Source organism: Lysinibacillus parviboronicapiens (genome assembly GCF_003049575.1).
Taxonomy (GTDB): domain Bacteria; phylum Bacillota; class Bacilli; order Bacillales_A; family Planococcaceae; genus Lysinibacillus; species Lysinibacillus parviboronicapiens.
Genome location: NZ_PYWI01000021.1, coordinates 57,234 through 74,159, shown reverse-complemented (window position 1 = coordinate 74,159; position 16,926 = coordinate 57,234). Strand labels below are relative to the sequence as shown.

Annotated in this window: 10 protein-coding genes, 1 rRNA gene, 1 pseudogene and 1 riboswitch; of the genes and pseudogenes, 3 read left to right on the top strand and 9 right to left on the bottom strand. The window is 39.4% G+C overall.

Features of this window, described 5'->3' with window-relative positions; genetic code table 11:
• The 5 genes from C9J35_RS16750 to hutH form a co-directional block, all read right to left on the bottom strand.
• Window positions 1-66, bottom strand: a 16S ribosomal RNA gene (locus C9J35_RS16750); the annotation flags it as partial.
• A 463-nt stretch (window positions 67-529) separates the two neighbouring features.
• Window positions 530-2,398 carry an SLC13 family permease gene (locus tag C9J35_RS16745; protein WP_107925379.1) on the bottom strand — a complete coding sequence of 623 codons (1,869 nt, stop codon included), beginning with the start codon at window positions 2,396-2,398 and terminating at the stop codon, window positions 530-532.
• 218 nt (window positions 2,399-2,616) lie between these two features.
• A complete protein-coding gene (gene hutI, locus C9J35_RS16740) occupies window positions 2,617-3,885 on the bottom strand; it encodes an imidazolonepropionase (RefSeq protein ID WP_107925377.1) in 1,269 nt (422 codons plus the stop codon).
• Window positions 3,882-5,558: a urocanate hydratase gene (hutU, locus tag C9J35_RS16735; protein WP_107925375.1), complete on the bottom strand. Its 1,677-nt coding sequence runs from the start codon at window positions 5,556-5,558 to the stop codon at window positions 3,882-3,884. Before hutU ends, hutI begins: the two co-directional genes overlap by 4 nt.
• A 19-nt stretch (window positions 5,559-5,577) precedes the next feature.
• Entirely contained in the window at window positions 5,578-7,092 is a 1,515-nt protein-coding gene (gene hutH / locus C9J35_RS16730; protein WP_107925374.1) for a histidine ammonia-lyase, read from the bottom strand.
• A 202-nt stretch (window positions 7,093-7,294) separates the two neighbouring features.
• Between hutH and C9J35_RS16725 the strand changes: the two genes are divergently transcribed.
• A complete protein-coding gene (locus C9J35_RS16725) occupies window positions 7,295-8,749 on the top strand; it encodes a helix-turn-helix domain-containing protein (protein ID WP_107925373.1) in 1,455 nt (484 codons plus the stop codon).
• Between the two features lie 366 nt (window positions 8,750-9,115).
• Window positions 9,116-10,621 carry a catalase gene (locus tag C9J35_RS16720; protein WP_054768207.1) on the top strand — a complete coding sequence of 502 codons (1,506 nt, stop codon included), beginning with the start codon at window positions 9,116-9,118 and terminating at the stop codon, window positions 10,619-10,621.
• Between the two features lie 193 nt (window positions 10,622-10,814).
• On the opposite strand, the gene thiC is transcribed toward C9J35_RS16720, so the two are convergent.
• The 4 genes from thiC to C9J35_RS23725 all read right to left on the bottom strand — a co-directional run bounded on the left by thiC (window position 10,815) and on the right by C9J35_RS23725 (window position 16,812).
• Window positions 10,815-12,593 carry a phosphomethylpyrimidine synthase ThiC gene (gene thiC / locus C9J35_RS16715; protein WP_107925372.1) on the bottom strand — a complete coding sequence of 593 codons (1,779 nt, stop codon included), beginning with the start codon at window positions 12,591-12,593 and terminating at the stop codon, window positions 10,815-10,817.
• Window positions 12,594-12,741: 148 nt separating this feature from the next.
• A riboswitch (TPP riboswitch) is annotated at window positions 12,742-12,856 on the bottom strand.
• A 123-nt stretch (window positions 12,857-12,979) separates the two neighbouring features.
• A complete protein-coding gene (locus C9J35_RS16710; protein ID WP_107925371.1) occupies window positions 12,980-13,909 on the bottom strand; it encodes an AEC family transporter in 930 nt (309 codons plus the stop codon).
• A 288-nt stretch (window positions 13,910-14,197) separates the two neighbouring features.
• On the bottom strand, window positions 14,198-16,300 hold the full coding sequence (locus tag C9J35_RS16705; RefSeq protein ID WP_107925370.1) for a methyl-accepting chemotaxis protein: 2,103 nt from the start codon (window positions 16,298-16,300) through the stop codon (window positions 14,198-14,200).
• Window positions 16,301-16,572: 272 nt separating this feature from the next.
• A complete protein-coding gene (locus tag C9J35_RS23725) occupies window positions 16,573-16,812 on the bottom strand; it encodes a hypothetical protein (RefSeq protein WP_167395992.1) in 240 nt (79 codons plus the stop codon).
• 1 nt (window position 16,813) lies between these two features.
• Between C9J35_RS23725 and C9J35_RS24895 the strand changes: the two are divergent.
• Window positions 16,814-16,858 (top strand): annotated as a pseudogene (locus C9J35_RS24895) (hypothetical protein); the annotation flags it as partial.
• Window positions 16,859-16,926: the final 68 nt, after the last annotated feature.

Below are 16,926 nucleotides of genomic sequence, written 5' to 3'. Positions count from 1 at the left end.
CTCGACTTGCATGTATTAGGCACGCCGCCAGCGTTCGTCCTGAGCCAGGATCAAACTCTCCATAAAAGAAATTTGATTAGCTCAAATTGTTTTGCTGGCATCAATTTTGATGTCCAAAATTTTGTTTTATTCACTAACTGAAGTTAGCTACTAAAAACGTTATTGATTACGTTTTGCTTGTTCAGTTTTCAAGGTTCATGTTTTGCTTGTTTTACCGTGTCACCTTGGCGACTCATATAATACTACACACATTTTTTAAAAAGGTCAACACTTTTTTAAAACTTTTTTTAAAGTTTAAAAACCTTCCTATTATAAGGACAATATTTTTTTAATACGTTAAACACTTTTTTAGTATTTCATAGGATTTCGCTTATCGCCTTAGTTTATGATTTTAACATATCTCTCTATAAAAAAACGAGCAAAATTTTTTGGTTATTTTTTTATTTAAATATAATGATAGAGGTTGAGTCTATCTAGATTGTTCTTTTTCATGCGGATAAAAGAAAAAACTCGGTATAAAACCGAGTTTTTAAAATGGGAAGAAGAATGGAACAGCTATCATCATGACAATAAACATCACAACCTGTAGTGGTAAGCCGACTTTTACAAAGTCCATAAATTTATAGCCCCCTGCAGTCATAACAAGTGCATTCGTTGGCGAGGCAATCGGTGTAGCAAATGCCATACTTGCTGCCACCGCTACACCAATCATAAATGTAGTAGGGTTTGCATCCATAGCGATTGCTGCATTCATAGCAATTGGTGCAAACAGGACAGCCGTTGCGGTATTACTAATAAACTGACCAAAAACAACCGTTAAGAGATAAATCCCAATCAGCACCCCATAAGCGCCATAACTACCAAGCACATCAATAATACCATTCGACAAAATGACCATACCGCCGGTTTTTTCTAAAGCCGTGGCCATTGGAAGCATTGCTGCAACAAGGACAATACTTTCAAAATTCATATTGCTATATGCATCTTCCATATTACGCAGACAGCCTGTTAAAATCATTAGCACTGCACCAATCATCACAGAAATAACGGCCGGAAATACTTCAAAAGCCATCAAGATAATCATGAGCAGCATAATGGCGCCCGCAATACCTGCCTTACCAGTGGCAGCCGCCACACTTGCATGTTCTTTTGGCTGACCAACAACAACAACGTCTTGTGTTTCCCTTGCAAGTAGTAAGATTTCATCCCATGCCCCCTGCACGAGAATGGCATCACCGAATTTCAACTTATGTGAAACCATATCCTGTAGCTTATAGCCACCTTTGCGATTAATGCCAATAATATTGAGATTGTATTTTTCACGGAAGCCCAATGAGCTGACAGTCTCATTCGTGAAGCTAGAATTTGGCGTTAGTAGTACCTCTGCAATGCCGAGATGCTTTGATACCAATTCATCAGCTTCTCCCTCAACTAGTTCTTGCATCTCTAAGCCATAATCTAAAGCTAAGCGTCGAATGTCTTGTTCCTCACCTTGCACATAGAGTTCATCCGTAGCATGTATAACGCTTGTTGGACCAGCCATTTCCTGATAAGTCATTGGTAATAAATTTATACCTTCTTGCGATTTACGATGAATTTTCATCATACAGAGCGCATATTTCGCAGGTAGCTTCAATTCTGCTAGTGACATGCCAATAATGGCAGCGTCCTCAGGTACATATATTTTAAACAAACGATTGTTCAAATCATATTGCTTAATAATTTTCTTTGGCGAGAGTTTGTAGCCTGCATTTGTTTGGGCACGATTTTGTTCATTGGGCAATAATATATTTCGCACAAGCACCAAATAGATAATGCCGACAATCATCCCAACAATGCCTATTGGTGTCACTTCAAAAAAGCCCAACTTATTATAGCCACGATCCACCAAAAGCTGACTAACAATTAGATTCGGCGGCGAAGCAATCAATGTCATAAGCCCGGAGAGACTTGCTACATAAGAAAGAGGTAACAAAAATTTGGAAGGACTTTCCTTCATACTAATTGCGATACTAACGACAATCGGCATCATTAAAGCTACTGTACCCGTATTACTCATAAAAGCGCCGACAGAGCCAACAATGACAAGTAGTAACACAAATAACTTCAGTTCACTATCGCCTGACCATTTCAACAATAGCTGCCCTGCCATCCCCGCAAGTCCCGTACGCAATATCCCAGCACCCACGACAAAAAGCCCTGCAATCATTAGTACAACAGAGTTCGAAAAACCTGCTAGCGCCTCAGCTGGCGTTAAAATATCCGTAATAATAAATGCGAGGAGCGACACTATCGCAACCAGATCAGCTCGTACACGATTCGTCATAAATGCAAATATCGTTGCTCCTAAAATGATAAATGTTAAAGTAAGTTGCAAATCTAATAATTTCCTTTCCATAAAGATGACAGTTCTATTTTATATTAAAAAGAGCACAAATAAGTCTATTTCAACTTTTTTGCGCTTTTTTATTAAATATAAATGTATAAATCTAGACACAATTACCAATAAACGTTGCCGTTTTAACGGTAGGTTAAACCCCATTATCATTATGACATCTAGACAAACGTTTTCTAGATACTAGGTAAACAGTAGCTAGATAAAATACGATAGATTATTTATAGAAGAATGCCATCCTGTACGACAATTCGACCATTTTTAATGACTGTATGGGTGTGATTCATACCGTAAAAATATTGTAGTTGCTTATAATTAGCAACATCGAGCATGATTACATCTGCTTGCTTTCCTACTTCAAGTGAACCAATTTGATGTCCTCGATTAAGAGCATATGCAGCGTTAATAGTCGTCGCTGTTAATACTTCCTCCAGCGTCATGCCCATATGCATACAAGCTAAATTCATGATAAACGGCAGACTCATCGTCGGGGAAGAGCCAGGATTAAAATCGGTGGAAATAGCAACAGGTACCCCTTCATCGATCATCAGACGCCCTCTTGCGAAAGGAGCGCGCAAGAAAAATGCGGTTCCAGGGAGCAATACAGCAATTGTACCTGTTGCTGCCATTTTTTGAATCCCTTCGTCTGAAGCAACTAATAAATGCTCTGCCGAGATTGCACCCACTTCAGCAGCTAACTCCGCTCCTTTATATGGCTCAATTTCATCGGCATGGATTTTCGGTGTTAGCTGTAACGCTTTCCCTGCCTCTAAAATACGGCGGGATTGTTCTGGTGTAAATACACCTTTTTCACAAAATACATCATTAAACTCTGCAAGCCCTAGTTCTGCGACTTTCGGTAGCATATCATCAACGAGTATGTCGACAAATTCATCTTCACGCCCTTTATAATCTCGCGGCACTGCATGAGCTCCCATAAATGTACTCACTATATCTATAGCATGTGTAGCATGCAGCTTTTTAGCTACTTCTAATTGCTTTCTTTCATTTTCCCAATCCAAGCCATATCCCGATTTTGCCTCAACAGTTGTGATACCATGCTTTAGAAACACATCTAAATGGCGCAGCGTCTTTCCGTACAATTCATCAAAGCTAGCCTCTCTTGTTTGCTTCGTGGTTGCATGAATTCCACCACCTGCATTCATGATGTCCATATAAGTGGAGCCATTTAAACGCATATTAAATTCCTGTTCACGTGTACCTCCATGGACTAAATGCGTATGGCAATCAACGAGGCCAGGCATAACGACCTTCCCTGTTGCATCAATAACCTCTGCCACAGTTAGTAAATCAGGGTAGTCTACTTCCAACTGTGTGAAGGGACCAATTGCAACAATACGGTCATTCTCTATTAAAACACTGCCATATGGGATAATTGCAACATCTTGCATTTGTTCTTTTATGCGAGGACCTTGCGCTACACTCTTGAAGGTAATGACCTCATTGGCATTTTTTATTAAAATCGTCACTTCGTATCATCCCTTTGCTTTAGCATAGGCATATGCACACCTTTTTCCTTTGCCGTATTGATGGCGATCTCATAACCAGCATCTGCGTGACGCACAACCCCTAGCCCCGGGTCTGCTATTAATACCCGAGCAATCTTATCTGAAGCAAGCTGAGAGCCATCTGCTACTAATACTTGACCTGCATGCTGCGAGAATCCCATTCCTACGCCACCACCATGATGGACACTTACCCAACTTGCTCCACTCGCCGTATTAACTAGTGCATTTAAAATAGGCCAGTCAGATACTGCATCTGAGCCATCTTTCATACCCTCTGTTTCACGATTTGGAGAGGCAACAGAGCCAGAATCTAAATGATCCCGCCCAAAGACAATCGGCGCTGATAACTCACCGCTAGCAACCATTTCATTGACCTTCAATGCAAATCGATGACGATCACCATAGCCTAACCAGCATATTCGTGCGGGTAATCCTTGCCATTTCACCATTTTTTGTGCCATATCAATCCAATTCACTAAACCTCTATCATGTGCAAACATCTCTTTTGCAAGTGCATCTGTTTTATAAATATCTTGTGGATCACCGGAAAGTGCTGCCCAACGGAAAGGCCCTTTTCCCTCACAGAATAACGGACGGATATATGCTGGCACAAAGCCCGGGAAATCAAATGCATTGGCTACACCCATTTCTTTTGCATATGCACGTATATTATTACCATAATCAAATACTTCTGCACCCGCCTGTTGAAATTCAAGCATTGTACGAACATGCTCTGCCATTGTTTCTTTTGCTCTTTGCTCATAGGTTTTTACATCCTTTTTACGCAAATTAAGCGCTTCTTCAAATGTCATCCCGTTTGGAACATAGCCATTTATCGGATCATGTGCAGATGTTTGGTCTGTTACAAAGTCAGGAATAATAGCGCGATCAAGCAGCTCACGATTTACATCTGCACAGTTGCCAACGAGGCCAATTGATGCAGGCTCCTTTTTTTCACGTAGTGCATTTACTAATTGAATGGCTTCCTCTACCGATTCAACAATATAATCACAGTAGCCTTCTTTTATTTTGCGTTCGATTCGCGCTCGATTTACTTCCACTACTAAAATCACGGCACCAGCCATTTTGCCAGCTAAAGGCTGGGCGCCACTCATGCCGCCCATTCCCCCAGTTAAAATGAATTTACCGCGCAAATCAGCTGTACCAAATACTTTTTTGCCAGCCTCCACAAAGGATAAGTACGTTCCTTGTAAAATACCTTGTGCACCGATATAAATCCAGCTACCTGCTGTCATTTGACCGTACATCATTAAATCGCGGTCCTCTAGTTCATAAAAATGCTCCCAGTTTGACCAAGCTGGCACTAGATTTGAATTTGCAATGAGAATGCGCGGTGCATTTTCATGCGTACGAAATACAGCAACCGGCTTTCCAGATTGAATGAGTAACGTTTCATCATCCTCTAATTTTTTCAACGAAGCAATAATTTGTGCGTAGCTTTCCCAATTGCGAGCTGCTTTACCGATACCACCATAAACAATTAGCTCATCCGGATTTTCCGCTACTTCAGGATCTAAATTATTCATTAGCATACGCATAGCTGCTTCCTGTATCCATCCTTTACAAGTAAGCGTTGTTCCTCTTGGTGCACGAATATTTGTTTGTGTCTCCATACTGCCATCCCCTTTGCTATTATTTCGACATTGCCACTAACTCATCACTCGTCAATAAATAGTTCGCTAACGCTTCTATTTCATCTCCAATCGGCTGATCGGTTGTAAGCGGCGGACAAATTGCACGTACCTTTTGCAAAAATTGACTTGTAGCCGGTGCTAATTGTTGCTCCGCTCTATCTAAATGAATGGCTTGCGAAGCGCAAATCATTTCTATCGCAATGACACGAGCAGCATTGTGCACGATTTGGCGTACTTGACGAGCAGATGTCGTCCCCATACTGACATGATCTTCCTGGTTACCCGAAGTTGGAATCGAATCTACACTTGAAGGATGCGCTAATACTTTGTTTTCTGACACGATGGAAGCTGCTGTATATTGTGCAATCATTAGCCCACACTCAATCCCTGGATTTGTTGCTAAAAATGGCGGTAAACCCTCATTAAGTTGTGGATTAACCATACGTTCCGTGCGTCGTTCGGAAATATTGGCCCATTCACACACACCAACCTTTAAAAAATCCATCGCTAACGCAATTGGCTGTCCGTGGAAATGTCCTCCAGATAATACTTCTCCGTTCTCTAAAACAATAGGATTGTCTGTCGTTGCATTCATCTCAGTTTGCACACGTTCCTCCGCGTAGAAGAATGACTGCCATGATGCACCGTGTACTTGTGGAATACAACGAAGTGAATAGGCATCTTGCATCCGGATTTCACCCTGCTTTGTCACTCGTTTACTGCCATCAAGCCACTTGCGAATTCGCCCGCCCACAAGCTCTAATTCCGGGTGTGGTCTTACAGCTAAGAGCGCTGGATCAAATGCTGCAGTAATACCTTTCAGTGCTTCAAGGGACAAACTTGCAGCCATATCTGCAGCAAGCCCTATGCGTTCTGCCTCATTTAATGTTAATACACCAATACCTGTCATTGCCTGTGTACCGTTAACAAGCGCTAGCCCTTCTTTCGCTTGTAGTCGTACAGGTGTTAATCCCGCCTGCTGTAACGCCATACCACCACTTACAATCTCACCTTCAAACTCCGCCTTCCCTTCTCCTACAAGCACTAAAGCCAAATGTGAAAGCGGCGCTAAATCACCACTTGCCCCAACCGACCCCTGTGACGGTACTATCGGATGCACGCCTTTATTAATGCAATCCAGTAATAGCTGTACGGTCTCTTGTCGAATTCCAGAAAACCCCCGTGCTAATGCATTAGCACGTAAAATCATCATGGCGCGGACAACTACTGTCGGAAAGGGTTCGCCAACACCAGTGGCATCTGAGCGCAGTAAGTTCAACTGTAATAATTCATTATCCGCCTCATCAATACGAATATGACTAAGTTTTCCAAATCCTGTATTCACACCATAAATGGCTTGCCCTTCAGCTAAACGCTTTTCAATGCGCTCCCTACTTAATTGAATGCGTTTCTCACTTTCAGTGGATAACACAACAGTGGCATGCCCTTTCACGATTTCTTCTACTTGCTGTCTTGTTAATGTATTGCCATCAAGCTCAATGATAGACATCATTTAATATCCCCCTTGTTCTATATCTTGGGTAAATTATCTATATCGATAGAAATTCCTCTATTTACATTGTACAAACTCCCTTTTTCAGAAAATAGAGAATTTTAAAAGAGAAAACAGGAATTATTATTGATTTTTATGTTATTTTTAATAATATAATATTACTTTTTTACGAAACTAGATTATTTTAAGGCGGCTGATTGTTATGCGAATTTTATTGATTGATAGAGACCCTACAGAATTATCAGGTATTCGGTGGTTTTTACAAACTTACTTCCCTGGAGATATTGTAGTTGAAATATGTACGGCTATTTCTGAAGCAGCTGAAAGCATTCAACAGTTTGAGCCTGAGGTAATTTTACTGAATATCGATTTAATTTCTAATAACCGTTTAACGAAGCTTTATCAGCTATTACAAAAACACTCAGGCACTATTTTTGCAATAACGACAGAACCATTATTTAAAAATGCCATGAAAGCAATTGAATTGCAGGTTGCACACCTTTTTGTAAAACCCATTGATTTAGAAATTTTAAAGCAAAAGCTCGCTACAATTTCGATCCATACAGCGAAGGAAAAGAAGGCCTATACCCCAGATACAGATGAAACATTTTACTATAAATTATTTTTAGATAGTGAGACTAGCTCTTTAGATACAGATATGCACTTCGCAATGATTGAACCTGAGCATCCTGAAACATTAAATAAGTTGTACAATTGGATTCAGCAAACGCCGATTTACCAGCATATGAAAATATATCCATTATCAGATGGTATTGTCTGTCTATTTCAAATACATGATATGAAAACGGTAGAAAAAGATGTGCGCACATTGATGAATGAATGGAGACTCACGAATAATAGTTCTCTTAATATCGGGATTTACGACTACACACCTGCAACATTAAAAAATATGTATACCTTAACAAAGCGCGCACTTCATCAAAGTTTTTACGAAGGCTTCGGTCATATTTTTTATGCGACAAGACAGTTAGAAACGCAGCCATTCGATCCGTTATTAACACCAGAGGAGCAGCAGTTACTCATTAAAAGTTTAGAAGACGGTAATCTTGAGGAAATCAAAGCCTTTTTATATCGATTATCTAATGAAGGGATTTATTACGAACAGGATGACTTACGAATTCATTTGACGAGTGTTTTGGCTCAAATTCGACGCTTTATGCTGAAATATAAATTACACGAGAAAGCTGTGATTGAACAAAACTATCGTCAGCTTTTTCATCTAATTATTGAGCACCCCATACTTTATACAATACTTAATGGCATTATTGCTTTCACACAAACATTGATTGCTTTAGCTCGGCACGCTCGGATGGAGAAAAAAGCAGACTATGTAGAACTGGCACTAGAAATTATCGAGCAACAGTTTCAGGATAGTTCATTGTCCTTGCCTTTCGTCGCTTATAAATTAGGCATTAGCCCCAATTATTTGAGTACAATTTTCTCAAAGAAGCAGGGCTTGCCATTTAAACGCTCTTTACAGCAAATACGCATTCAAAATGCCACAAAAATGCTAGTCGAAACCGATTTTGCGATTAGCGAAATCGCACTTTTAAATGGCTTCGATGACCCAAACTACTTCATCAAAATTTTCAAGCAGCAAATAGGTACTACACCTAATCGTTATCGTAAAACTTGAAAATAGAGCCACTAACATTCACTATATTTTCAATTAGCATAATCTATTTTCAACACGTGTATAGTAGAAACGAAATAGAAGTATTTACTTCTATCTAGTTAAAAGTCATTCTATTTATTTATAAGCTTCACTACAGAAAGCGCCAACTAACAGTGTTAACGTCATTCAAATAAATCTTTTTAAATTGTTTCAGTCGTCAAAATTGATGCATATACTTATTAGACTACGCATATAATAATAGTTTATATCTTAATATAGAAATTCTTTAACAATAATTATTATAATGTACTAGCAATTCTATTTTGGATTTGCTATAGTTATTAGTGAAGAGTTTGACTCACAATTTTATTCAGGAGGTAAACTAATATGACAAACACAAATGATCGTAGCCGTCGCTTTACAACAGCAGGTGGTGCACCAGTAGTTAGTAACCATGATTCAATGTCAGCAGGTCCACGAGGTCCACTTTTACTTCAAGACGTATGGTTAGTTGAGAAATTAGCCAACTTCAACCGTGAAGTTATTCCTGAACGACGCATGCACGCAAAAGGTTCAGGTGCATTTGGTACTTTCACTGTTACACACGATATTACTCAATATACAAAAGCAAAAATTTTCTCTGAAATCGGCAAGAAAACAGAAATGTTCGCCCGCTTCTCTACTGTTGCAGGTGAACGTGGCGCAGCTGATGCAGAACGTGATATCCGCGGATTCGCACTTAAATTCTATACTGAAGAAGGCAACTGGGATTTAGTTGGTAACAATACACCTGTATTCTTCTTCCGTGATCCACTACACTTCACAGATTTAAACCATGTAGTAAAACGTGACCCACGTACAAATATGAAGAACGCGAATTCCAACTGGGATTTTTGGACTTCATTACCGGAAGCCCTTCACCAAGTTACAATTGTTATGTCCGATCGTGGTATTCCGAGTGGCTTCCGCAATATGCATGGTTTCGGTTCTCACACTTACAGCTTTATCAATGCTCAAAATGAACGTGTATGGGTGAAATTCCACTTCCGTACAGAACAAGGTATTAAGAATTTAACGGGTGCTGAGGCTAATGAGGTAATCGGTAATGACCGTGAATCATCACAACGCGACCTTTATGGCGCAATTGAAAAAGGCGATTTCCCGAAATGGAAAATGTACATTCAAGTAATGACAGAGCAACAAGCTCGTGAATTACCGTACAATCCATTTGACCTAACAAAAGTTTGGTACAAAGGCGACTTCCCACTAATTCCAGTTGGTGAATTCGAGTTAAACAAAAATCCAGACAATTACTTTGCAGAAGTAGAACAAGCAGCATTTGCACCTTCTAACATTATCCCTGGTATTAGCTTCTCTCCAGATAAGATGCTACAAGGTCGTATCTTTGCTTACGCTGATGCTCAACGTTATCGTTTAGGCGTAAATCACTATATGCTACCTGTGAACGCACCAAAATGTCCATTCCGTACATTCCATCGTGATGGTGCTATGCGCTTCGATGGCAATCTAGGTTCAACAATGAGCTATGAGCCAAATAGCTATGGTGAGTGGGAACACAACTTAGACCACAAAGAGCCTGAATTACGTATCGATGGCAATGCTGGTATTCACGACTTCCGTGAAGATGACAACAACTATTTCGAGCAACCAGGTAAGTTATTCCGCTTAATGACTGCGGATGAACAGCAACGTTTATTTGAAAATACAGCAAATGATATGGCTTCAGTTGAAGAATTCATTAAACGTCGCCACATTTTGCACTGTTATTTAGCTGATCCAGCATACGGTGAAGGCGTAGCAAAAGCTATGGGTCTTTCATTAGAGGGTATGGACCTTACAAATCCATACATTAAACAACCAACTAACGTTTAACCATCCACTTATTATTGATATCCAAATCCAATTTTTTACCCCATGCGAAGTTTGCATGGGTTTTTTTTGATGGAATGTATGTTGTAAAACCACTTCTATATATTAAAAAAATCAAAAGGCAGCCTAGATATAACTAGACTGCCCTCTTGCTTTCTTATCGATAAAGTAACATAAATAATATTTTTTCTTTTAGTTATTGATAAATTTGACTGCCCGCCTTTTTAAATTCTTCAGCCTTTTCCTGCATGCCTTGGTGAATGGCTTGTGTCGTATTTAAATCTTTTTCTTTTGCATAGTTGCGAATATCCTGGGAAATTCTCATACTACAAAACTTAGGACCACACATCGAACAGAAATGGGCTGTTTTAGCGCCTTCTGCCGGCAATGTTTCATCGTGGTAATCCACTGCTCGCTCAGGATCTAATGATAAATTGAATTGATCACGCCAACGGAATTCAAAACGTGCTTTTGATAGTGCATCATCCCTTACCTGTGCCCCTGGATGACCCTTTGCTAAATCAGCAGCATGTGCAGCAATTTTATACGTAATGACTCCAACACGAACATCTTCACGATTAGGTAAACCGAGATGCTCTTTCGGCGTTACATAGCAAAGCATTGCTGTACCAAACCAACCAATCATTGCTGCGCCAATGGCCGATGTAATATGGTCATAGCCAGGAGCAATATCGGTTGTTAAAGGTCCTAACGTATAGAATGGCGCTTCCTTACACACCTCTAATTGCTTGTCCATATTTTCTTTAATGAGATGCATCGGGACGTGACCTGGCCCTTCTACCATGACTTGCACATCATGTTTCCAGGCAATCTGTGTTAGCTCTCCAAGTGTTTCAAGCTCCGCGAATTGCGCCTCATCATTGGCATCTGCAATAGAGCCTGGACGTAAGCCATCCCCTAAAGAAAAAGCTACATCGTACGTCTTCATAATTTCGCAAATTTCTTCAAAATGACTATATAAAAAACTTTCTTCATGATGAAATAAGCACCACTGCGCCATAATCGAACCACCACGCGAGACAATACCCGTTACACGATTAGCTGTTAGTGGTACATAACGTAGTAATACCCCTGCATGAATAGTGAAGTAATCAACACCCTGCTCGGCCTGCTCGATTAATGTATCTCGGTACACCTCCCACGTTAAGTTTTCCGCAATGCCATTTACCTTTTCTAGCGCTTGATAAATAGGCACTGTTCCTACGGGTACAGCAGCGTTGCGAATAATCCATTCACGCGTCGTATGAATATGCTTACCCGTAGACAAATCCATAATATTATCTGCACCCCAGCGTGTTGCCCATGTCATTTTTTCTACTTCCTCAGCAATGGAGGAGGATACAGCTGAATTACCGATATTGGCATTAATCTTCACATGGAAGTTACGGCCAATAATCATTGGCTCTGCCTCTGGATGATTAATGTTTGAAGGCATAATTGCACGACCTTCAGCAATTTCAGCACGTACGAATTCTGGATCTAAATTTTCGCGAATGGCTACAAACTCCATTTCTGGTGTGATAATGCCCTTTCTTGCATAATGAAGCTGCGTTACATTGCGCCCTTTTTTCGCACGTAAAGGTTTTCGATAAAGCCCCGGAAAAACATTTTCTTTAATACGTGGATCATCAGCATTACGAAAGCCATTATCCTCGGGCTTAATCTTACGGCCTTCATATTCTTCTACATCCCCACGCTCTTTTATCCAACCGCTTCTCAAAGCAGGCAAACCTTTGGTAATATCTACTTTGTAAGTAGGATCTGTATATGGACCACTTGTGTCATATACACGCACTGGCGCATTTTCTTCTTCCCCAAAGCTCCCAGTTGTTGGACTTAGCATAATTTCACGCATTGGCACTAAAATATCTGATCTTGAGCCTTCTACATACACCTTTTTGCTTCCATCAAAACTAGTCATAATGTTAATGTTTTTTTCGCTAACTGTTGTCATAAACTACTTCGCTCCCTTTTACATATTTTAAGAAGGACCGAATCTAGCTCACCCCAATAATTTACTTTGCTACATATGAAAAGCCGAATCCAAAAAAATTTGGATCCGGCTGTGAATGTAAGGGTTTATTATCGCAAAGTATAAGTACTGCGATAATCATTAACTTTCCCACGCTGGTATGAGCCAGATCAGGTCCAAAGGGTCAAGAAACCTCAATGCGTTTCCCTCTCAGCCTGACTCATCAGACTCCCCTAGTTAAAGCTATTCAATTTGATGTTAGTGTAGCAGATATTACTAATAGATGGAAGTTATATTTTAAAATCATAACAATTAATTAGTACACTTTATATTTTGGCACAAGCTATTTCATATATGACGAAGATACTTTATGTAAAAAGTATTTCTGCCACGTAAATGACGAGCGTCACTGTGATACAGCTAACAATAGTGGAAAATAACACGGTTTGTGCTGCAGTGGCTGATTCAACATCGTATTCTAAAGCAAGGCTTGAGCTATTGCGTGACGTCGGAAAGGCACTAGCTATAAAGAGTGACTGAGCTACAACACCGTCTAAGCCAAGCGTAAAAATAATGACAAGCGCCACAGCTGGCCCAATAATCAGCCGTGTAAAGCAACTGACAAAAACGGTTTTATTAAACATCGACTTGATTTCAAGCTGGGATAGTTGCGCTCCAAGCGTAATAAGTGCCACAGCGATAAAACCATCTGCTACATGGTCGATTGGAATACGAATAAACTGGGGGATACCAATATTGAAGAAATTCATTGCCACACCAATAATAAGCGCATGTATAATAGGCATTTTCAGGAAGTCCTTTATAATGGCGAGCCCAGATTTTGTCGAGGAAATAAGATTATATAAACCATATGTATAAGTTGTCATATTTTGGAAAATAACTAGAATAACCTGAATGGCCACTCCTATCGGCTGTGTTGCGAATATCATTTGCGCAACCGGAATACCATAGTTACCTGAGTTAATGAGCACAACGCTGTTTTTAAACACTGCTGTTTCTGTTTTTGCTAAACCAAGTCCCTTTGCTAAAAAATGACTGAGCACCATTTGACTCCCGATAAAGAGAATAATAAACACCGCGACCTGTCCTAGTACCGACAGCTCCACAGTCGTTTCATATAAATTCACAAAAACCGCAGCCGGCATAAAGCAATATGTAATAAGTTGGGATAATGCTTTTAAATTAAATCGAAATTTTTTCTGCAAGACTGCTCCAAGTACAAGAAGCACTAAAATTGGGGCAACAATTTGAAAGAAAATCATACCGAGATACATCATGTAGTTTATCCCCCCTCATCTCTTTCTATAGTAGTGCTATCTGCGAGCTAGGTCAATGTGCTTTGCTTGACCCTTCTAATAACTTTAAAAACGATTTCATGTCATTGCTCGTAGTATTTCCGAATAACAAAAGAATCTGAAGACCCCTTCAGGAAAGTAAGTTAGGCAAGCCCCCTGGGTTGAGGAGGCTTGCGGCTTACTAGCGGCTTGACAGATTTCCTTTTCACTTTACTATATTCTCATTATAGAAGGATTTAGTACCAAAGCCATTTTTATAAAGAAGAGGAATTAAGCGAGTTTAAAGCGTTTAACAACTTCTTGTAATTCTTGTGAGATTTTATTCATATTATTTATTGATTCTGCAACCTTTTCTAGCTCTGCCTGCTGATCAATTGTTGAAGCACTTACTTCCTCGGCAGAAGCGGCAGTCTCCTCTGAAATAGCTGAAATGCTTTGAATAGCCATAAGTGCTTGATTTTTGTGCTCTAACATACCAGAAAGTTTAGCGAGTAACTCGTTAATTGAGGTTGCAATAGAACTAGAGAGCTCACTATTGTCCTTAAAGGCTATTTCCGTGCTTTGTACGGATTCATTTTGCGCTTGCATTAAGCTAGCATTAGCAGCTATTACTAATACTGTTTGTTTAGAGTTTTCTAATATACTATCCACAGTTGTCTTAATGACATCTGTTTCATTTCTCGATTGCTCAGCTAGTTTTCTAACCTCCTCGGCTACCACTGCAAAGCCCTTCCCATGTTCTCCTGCTCGAGCCGCTTCAATACTTGCATTAAGTGCAAGCAGATTTGTTTGCTCCGTAATACCATGAATAGAGACAATAACTTGGTTGATATTCGCAATATTCGAAGATAATGATTCTATTTGCTGTTGTATTCGTCCATTCATTTCATTGGTTTCTGTATTACGTACACGCAAACTATCGACTTCTTTCATACCCTTTTCAGTTGTTGTTTGCGTCTTAGCAGACAGCTCTTCCATTTGAGAAGACAACTGTGTAATCGTATCAATCTGTTCGGATAGGTCCATCATTCGATAGTTTGTTTCTTCCGTATCTTCAGATTGCTTAGAAGCACCTTGAGCAATTTCGTTTATTGCTACTGTCACTTCTTGACTAGAGGCTACAATCTCATTAAATGCTTCATGGACATGAGTTGATGATTGGTTAAGCAAAGTCGTAGATTGCAATACCGTATGTATAGCATCATTCGTTTTGTCTAACATATTATTATAGGCAACTGAAACTGCGCCTATTTCATCTGACTTAATATATTTTTCGTCAATTTTTTTCGTTAAATCCCCATCCGCTGCTGTTTCTATTGATGCACGTAGAAGCTTCAACGGCTTCAATTGTCTATAGATAAACCATGCACTTACAGTTGCCATTAAAATAACGATGATAATTGCCGCTACAATCGTGAATATAAGTACCTGATTATAGGTTTCAAGAATTTTAGATTTTGGTACAACTAATTGAATCGTCCAAGTCTCATCAATTCCGTCTAAAATCATTGGTGCAAAAGCATTATATGATTTTTCTCCTAATTGTTTTGAATCCACATACATGGTGTCTGGTTTACCATCTTGCATAGAACTACTAACACTTGCCCAGTCGATTGCATCTTTCATATTTGTTCCATCTAATTTTTGGTTAATACTATTTACACTAAGTATACCGCCAGCAGTAATGATGCTCGCATATCCGCCATCTGGCTTGATGGCATCAACCAGACCCTTTAAAAAATCAATCGATAAATCAGCGGTTAACACACCAAAAAATGTCCCTGAGGCATTCACTAATGGGACAGATATCGTTGTCATCGAGATTGTTTCGCCATTAACCTTATAATCATAAGGTTCCGTTAGTACAGCTCGCCCCTCTTCTTTAGGAACCCAATACCATTGGGCACTACTCTTTTCTTCAATTCCTTCAATAGCAGTAGTTGATATATCATTACCATTTTTTGATACATAAGGTACGAAGCGTTCTTGCGTATCAATTAAAGTAACATCAATAGTTGGTTCGATTTTCGTGAAATCTTTTTCTAAAACAGCTCCTGCCGCAATCAAATCATCGCTCTTTGTTAGATTTACTTCCAGTATATTCATTAAACTTTCAGCTGAAAGTTCGCCATTATTATGCATCGTCTCCACTATGCGTTTAGTTGTTTGTAATGTATCATTTGCTTTCTTAAAACGTTCGCTCATCTTAGCAGCAGAAAATTGAGCGTTTTGAAGTGTCGCGCTTTCTGAATCATCTACACTTTGATTATATAACATGAAACTTGTTACTACTGTATAAGTAACAAATAGCACTAAAAATAATCCGATGATTAAAGAAGATAATTTTAATGCAATACTTTTGGATTTCTTCATTACAAACACCCCCATTTTTTATAAATAATCATAATGTATGGATGTTCTTATCACAATAAAAGATTTATAATCTTAACATAGAAAATTAAAGTTTATTCGAGAAATTTCCATACATTTTTTAAAATTACTAGTTAGACAATACAAAAAGGGCTTGTTTCAGCCCAAAATATCAGCTTCAGACGCAGCCCTTTTCTTCTTCCAACTAGTAAACCAGCTTTCGGTTTTCTCATTCGGTTCTAGAGCTAATTGCTCCTCTAGCATTTTTTGCAGCGCTAAGATTGTTTCTCCACAGCAATGGTATTGTTTAATGCTTCATACAATTTCATAAGTGTAAAGTAACTATCCTCTTCGTCTGGGTGAATAAACTGTCGCCTTTCCTCTATTTTTACGGCAGCCCATTTTTCAAAATACGAACATGAAATGGTGGCTACTGAAATAAATTCTCTTGTAACAAGTCGTTCACACATTCTAATTGTTGATGATGATGCTGTTAATTTGCAGATACTAGCCAACGTGCTATCTACAGAGCCCTATGATATTGAAACTGCATTGAGTGGTACTGAGGCGCTTAAAAAATTGGAAGAAGGAACCTTTGATATGGTCATTTCTGACTTGAAGGTTCTATC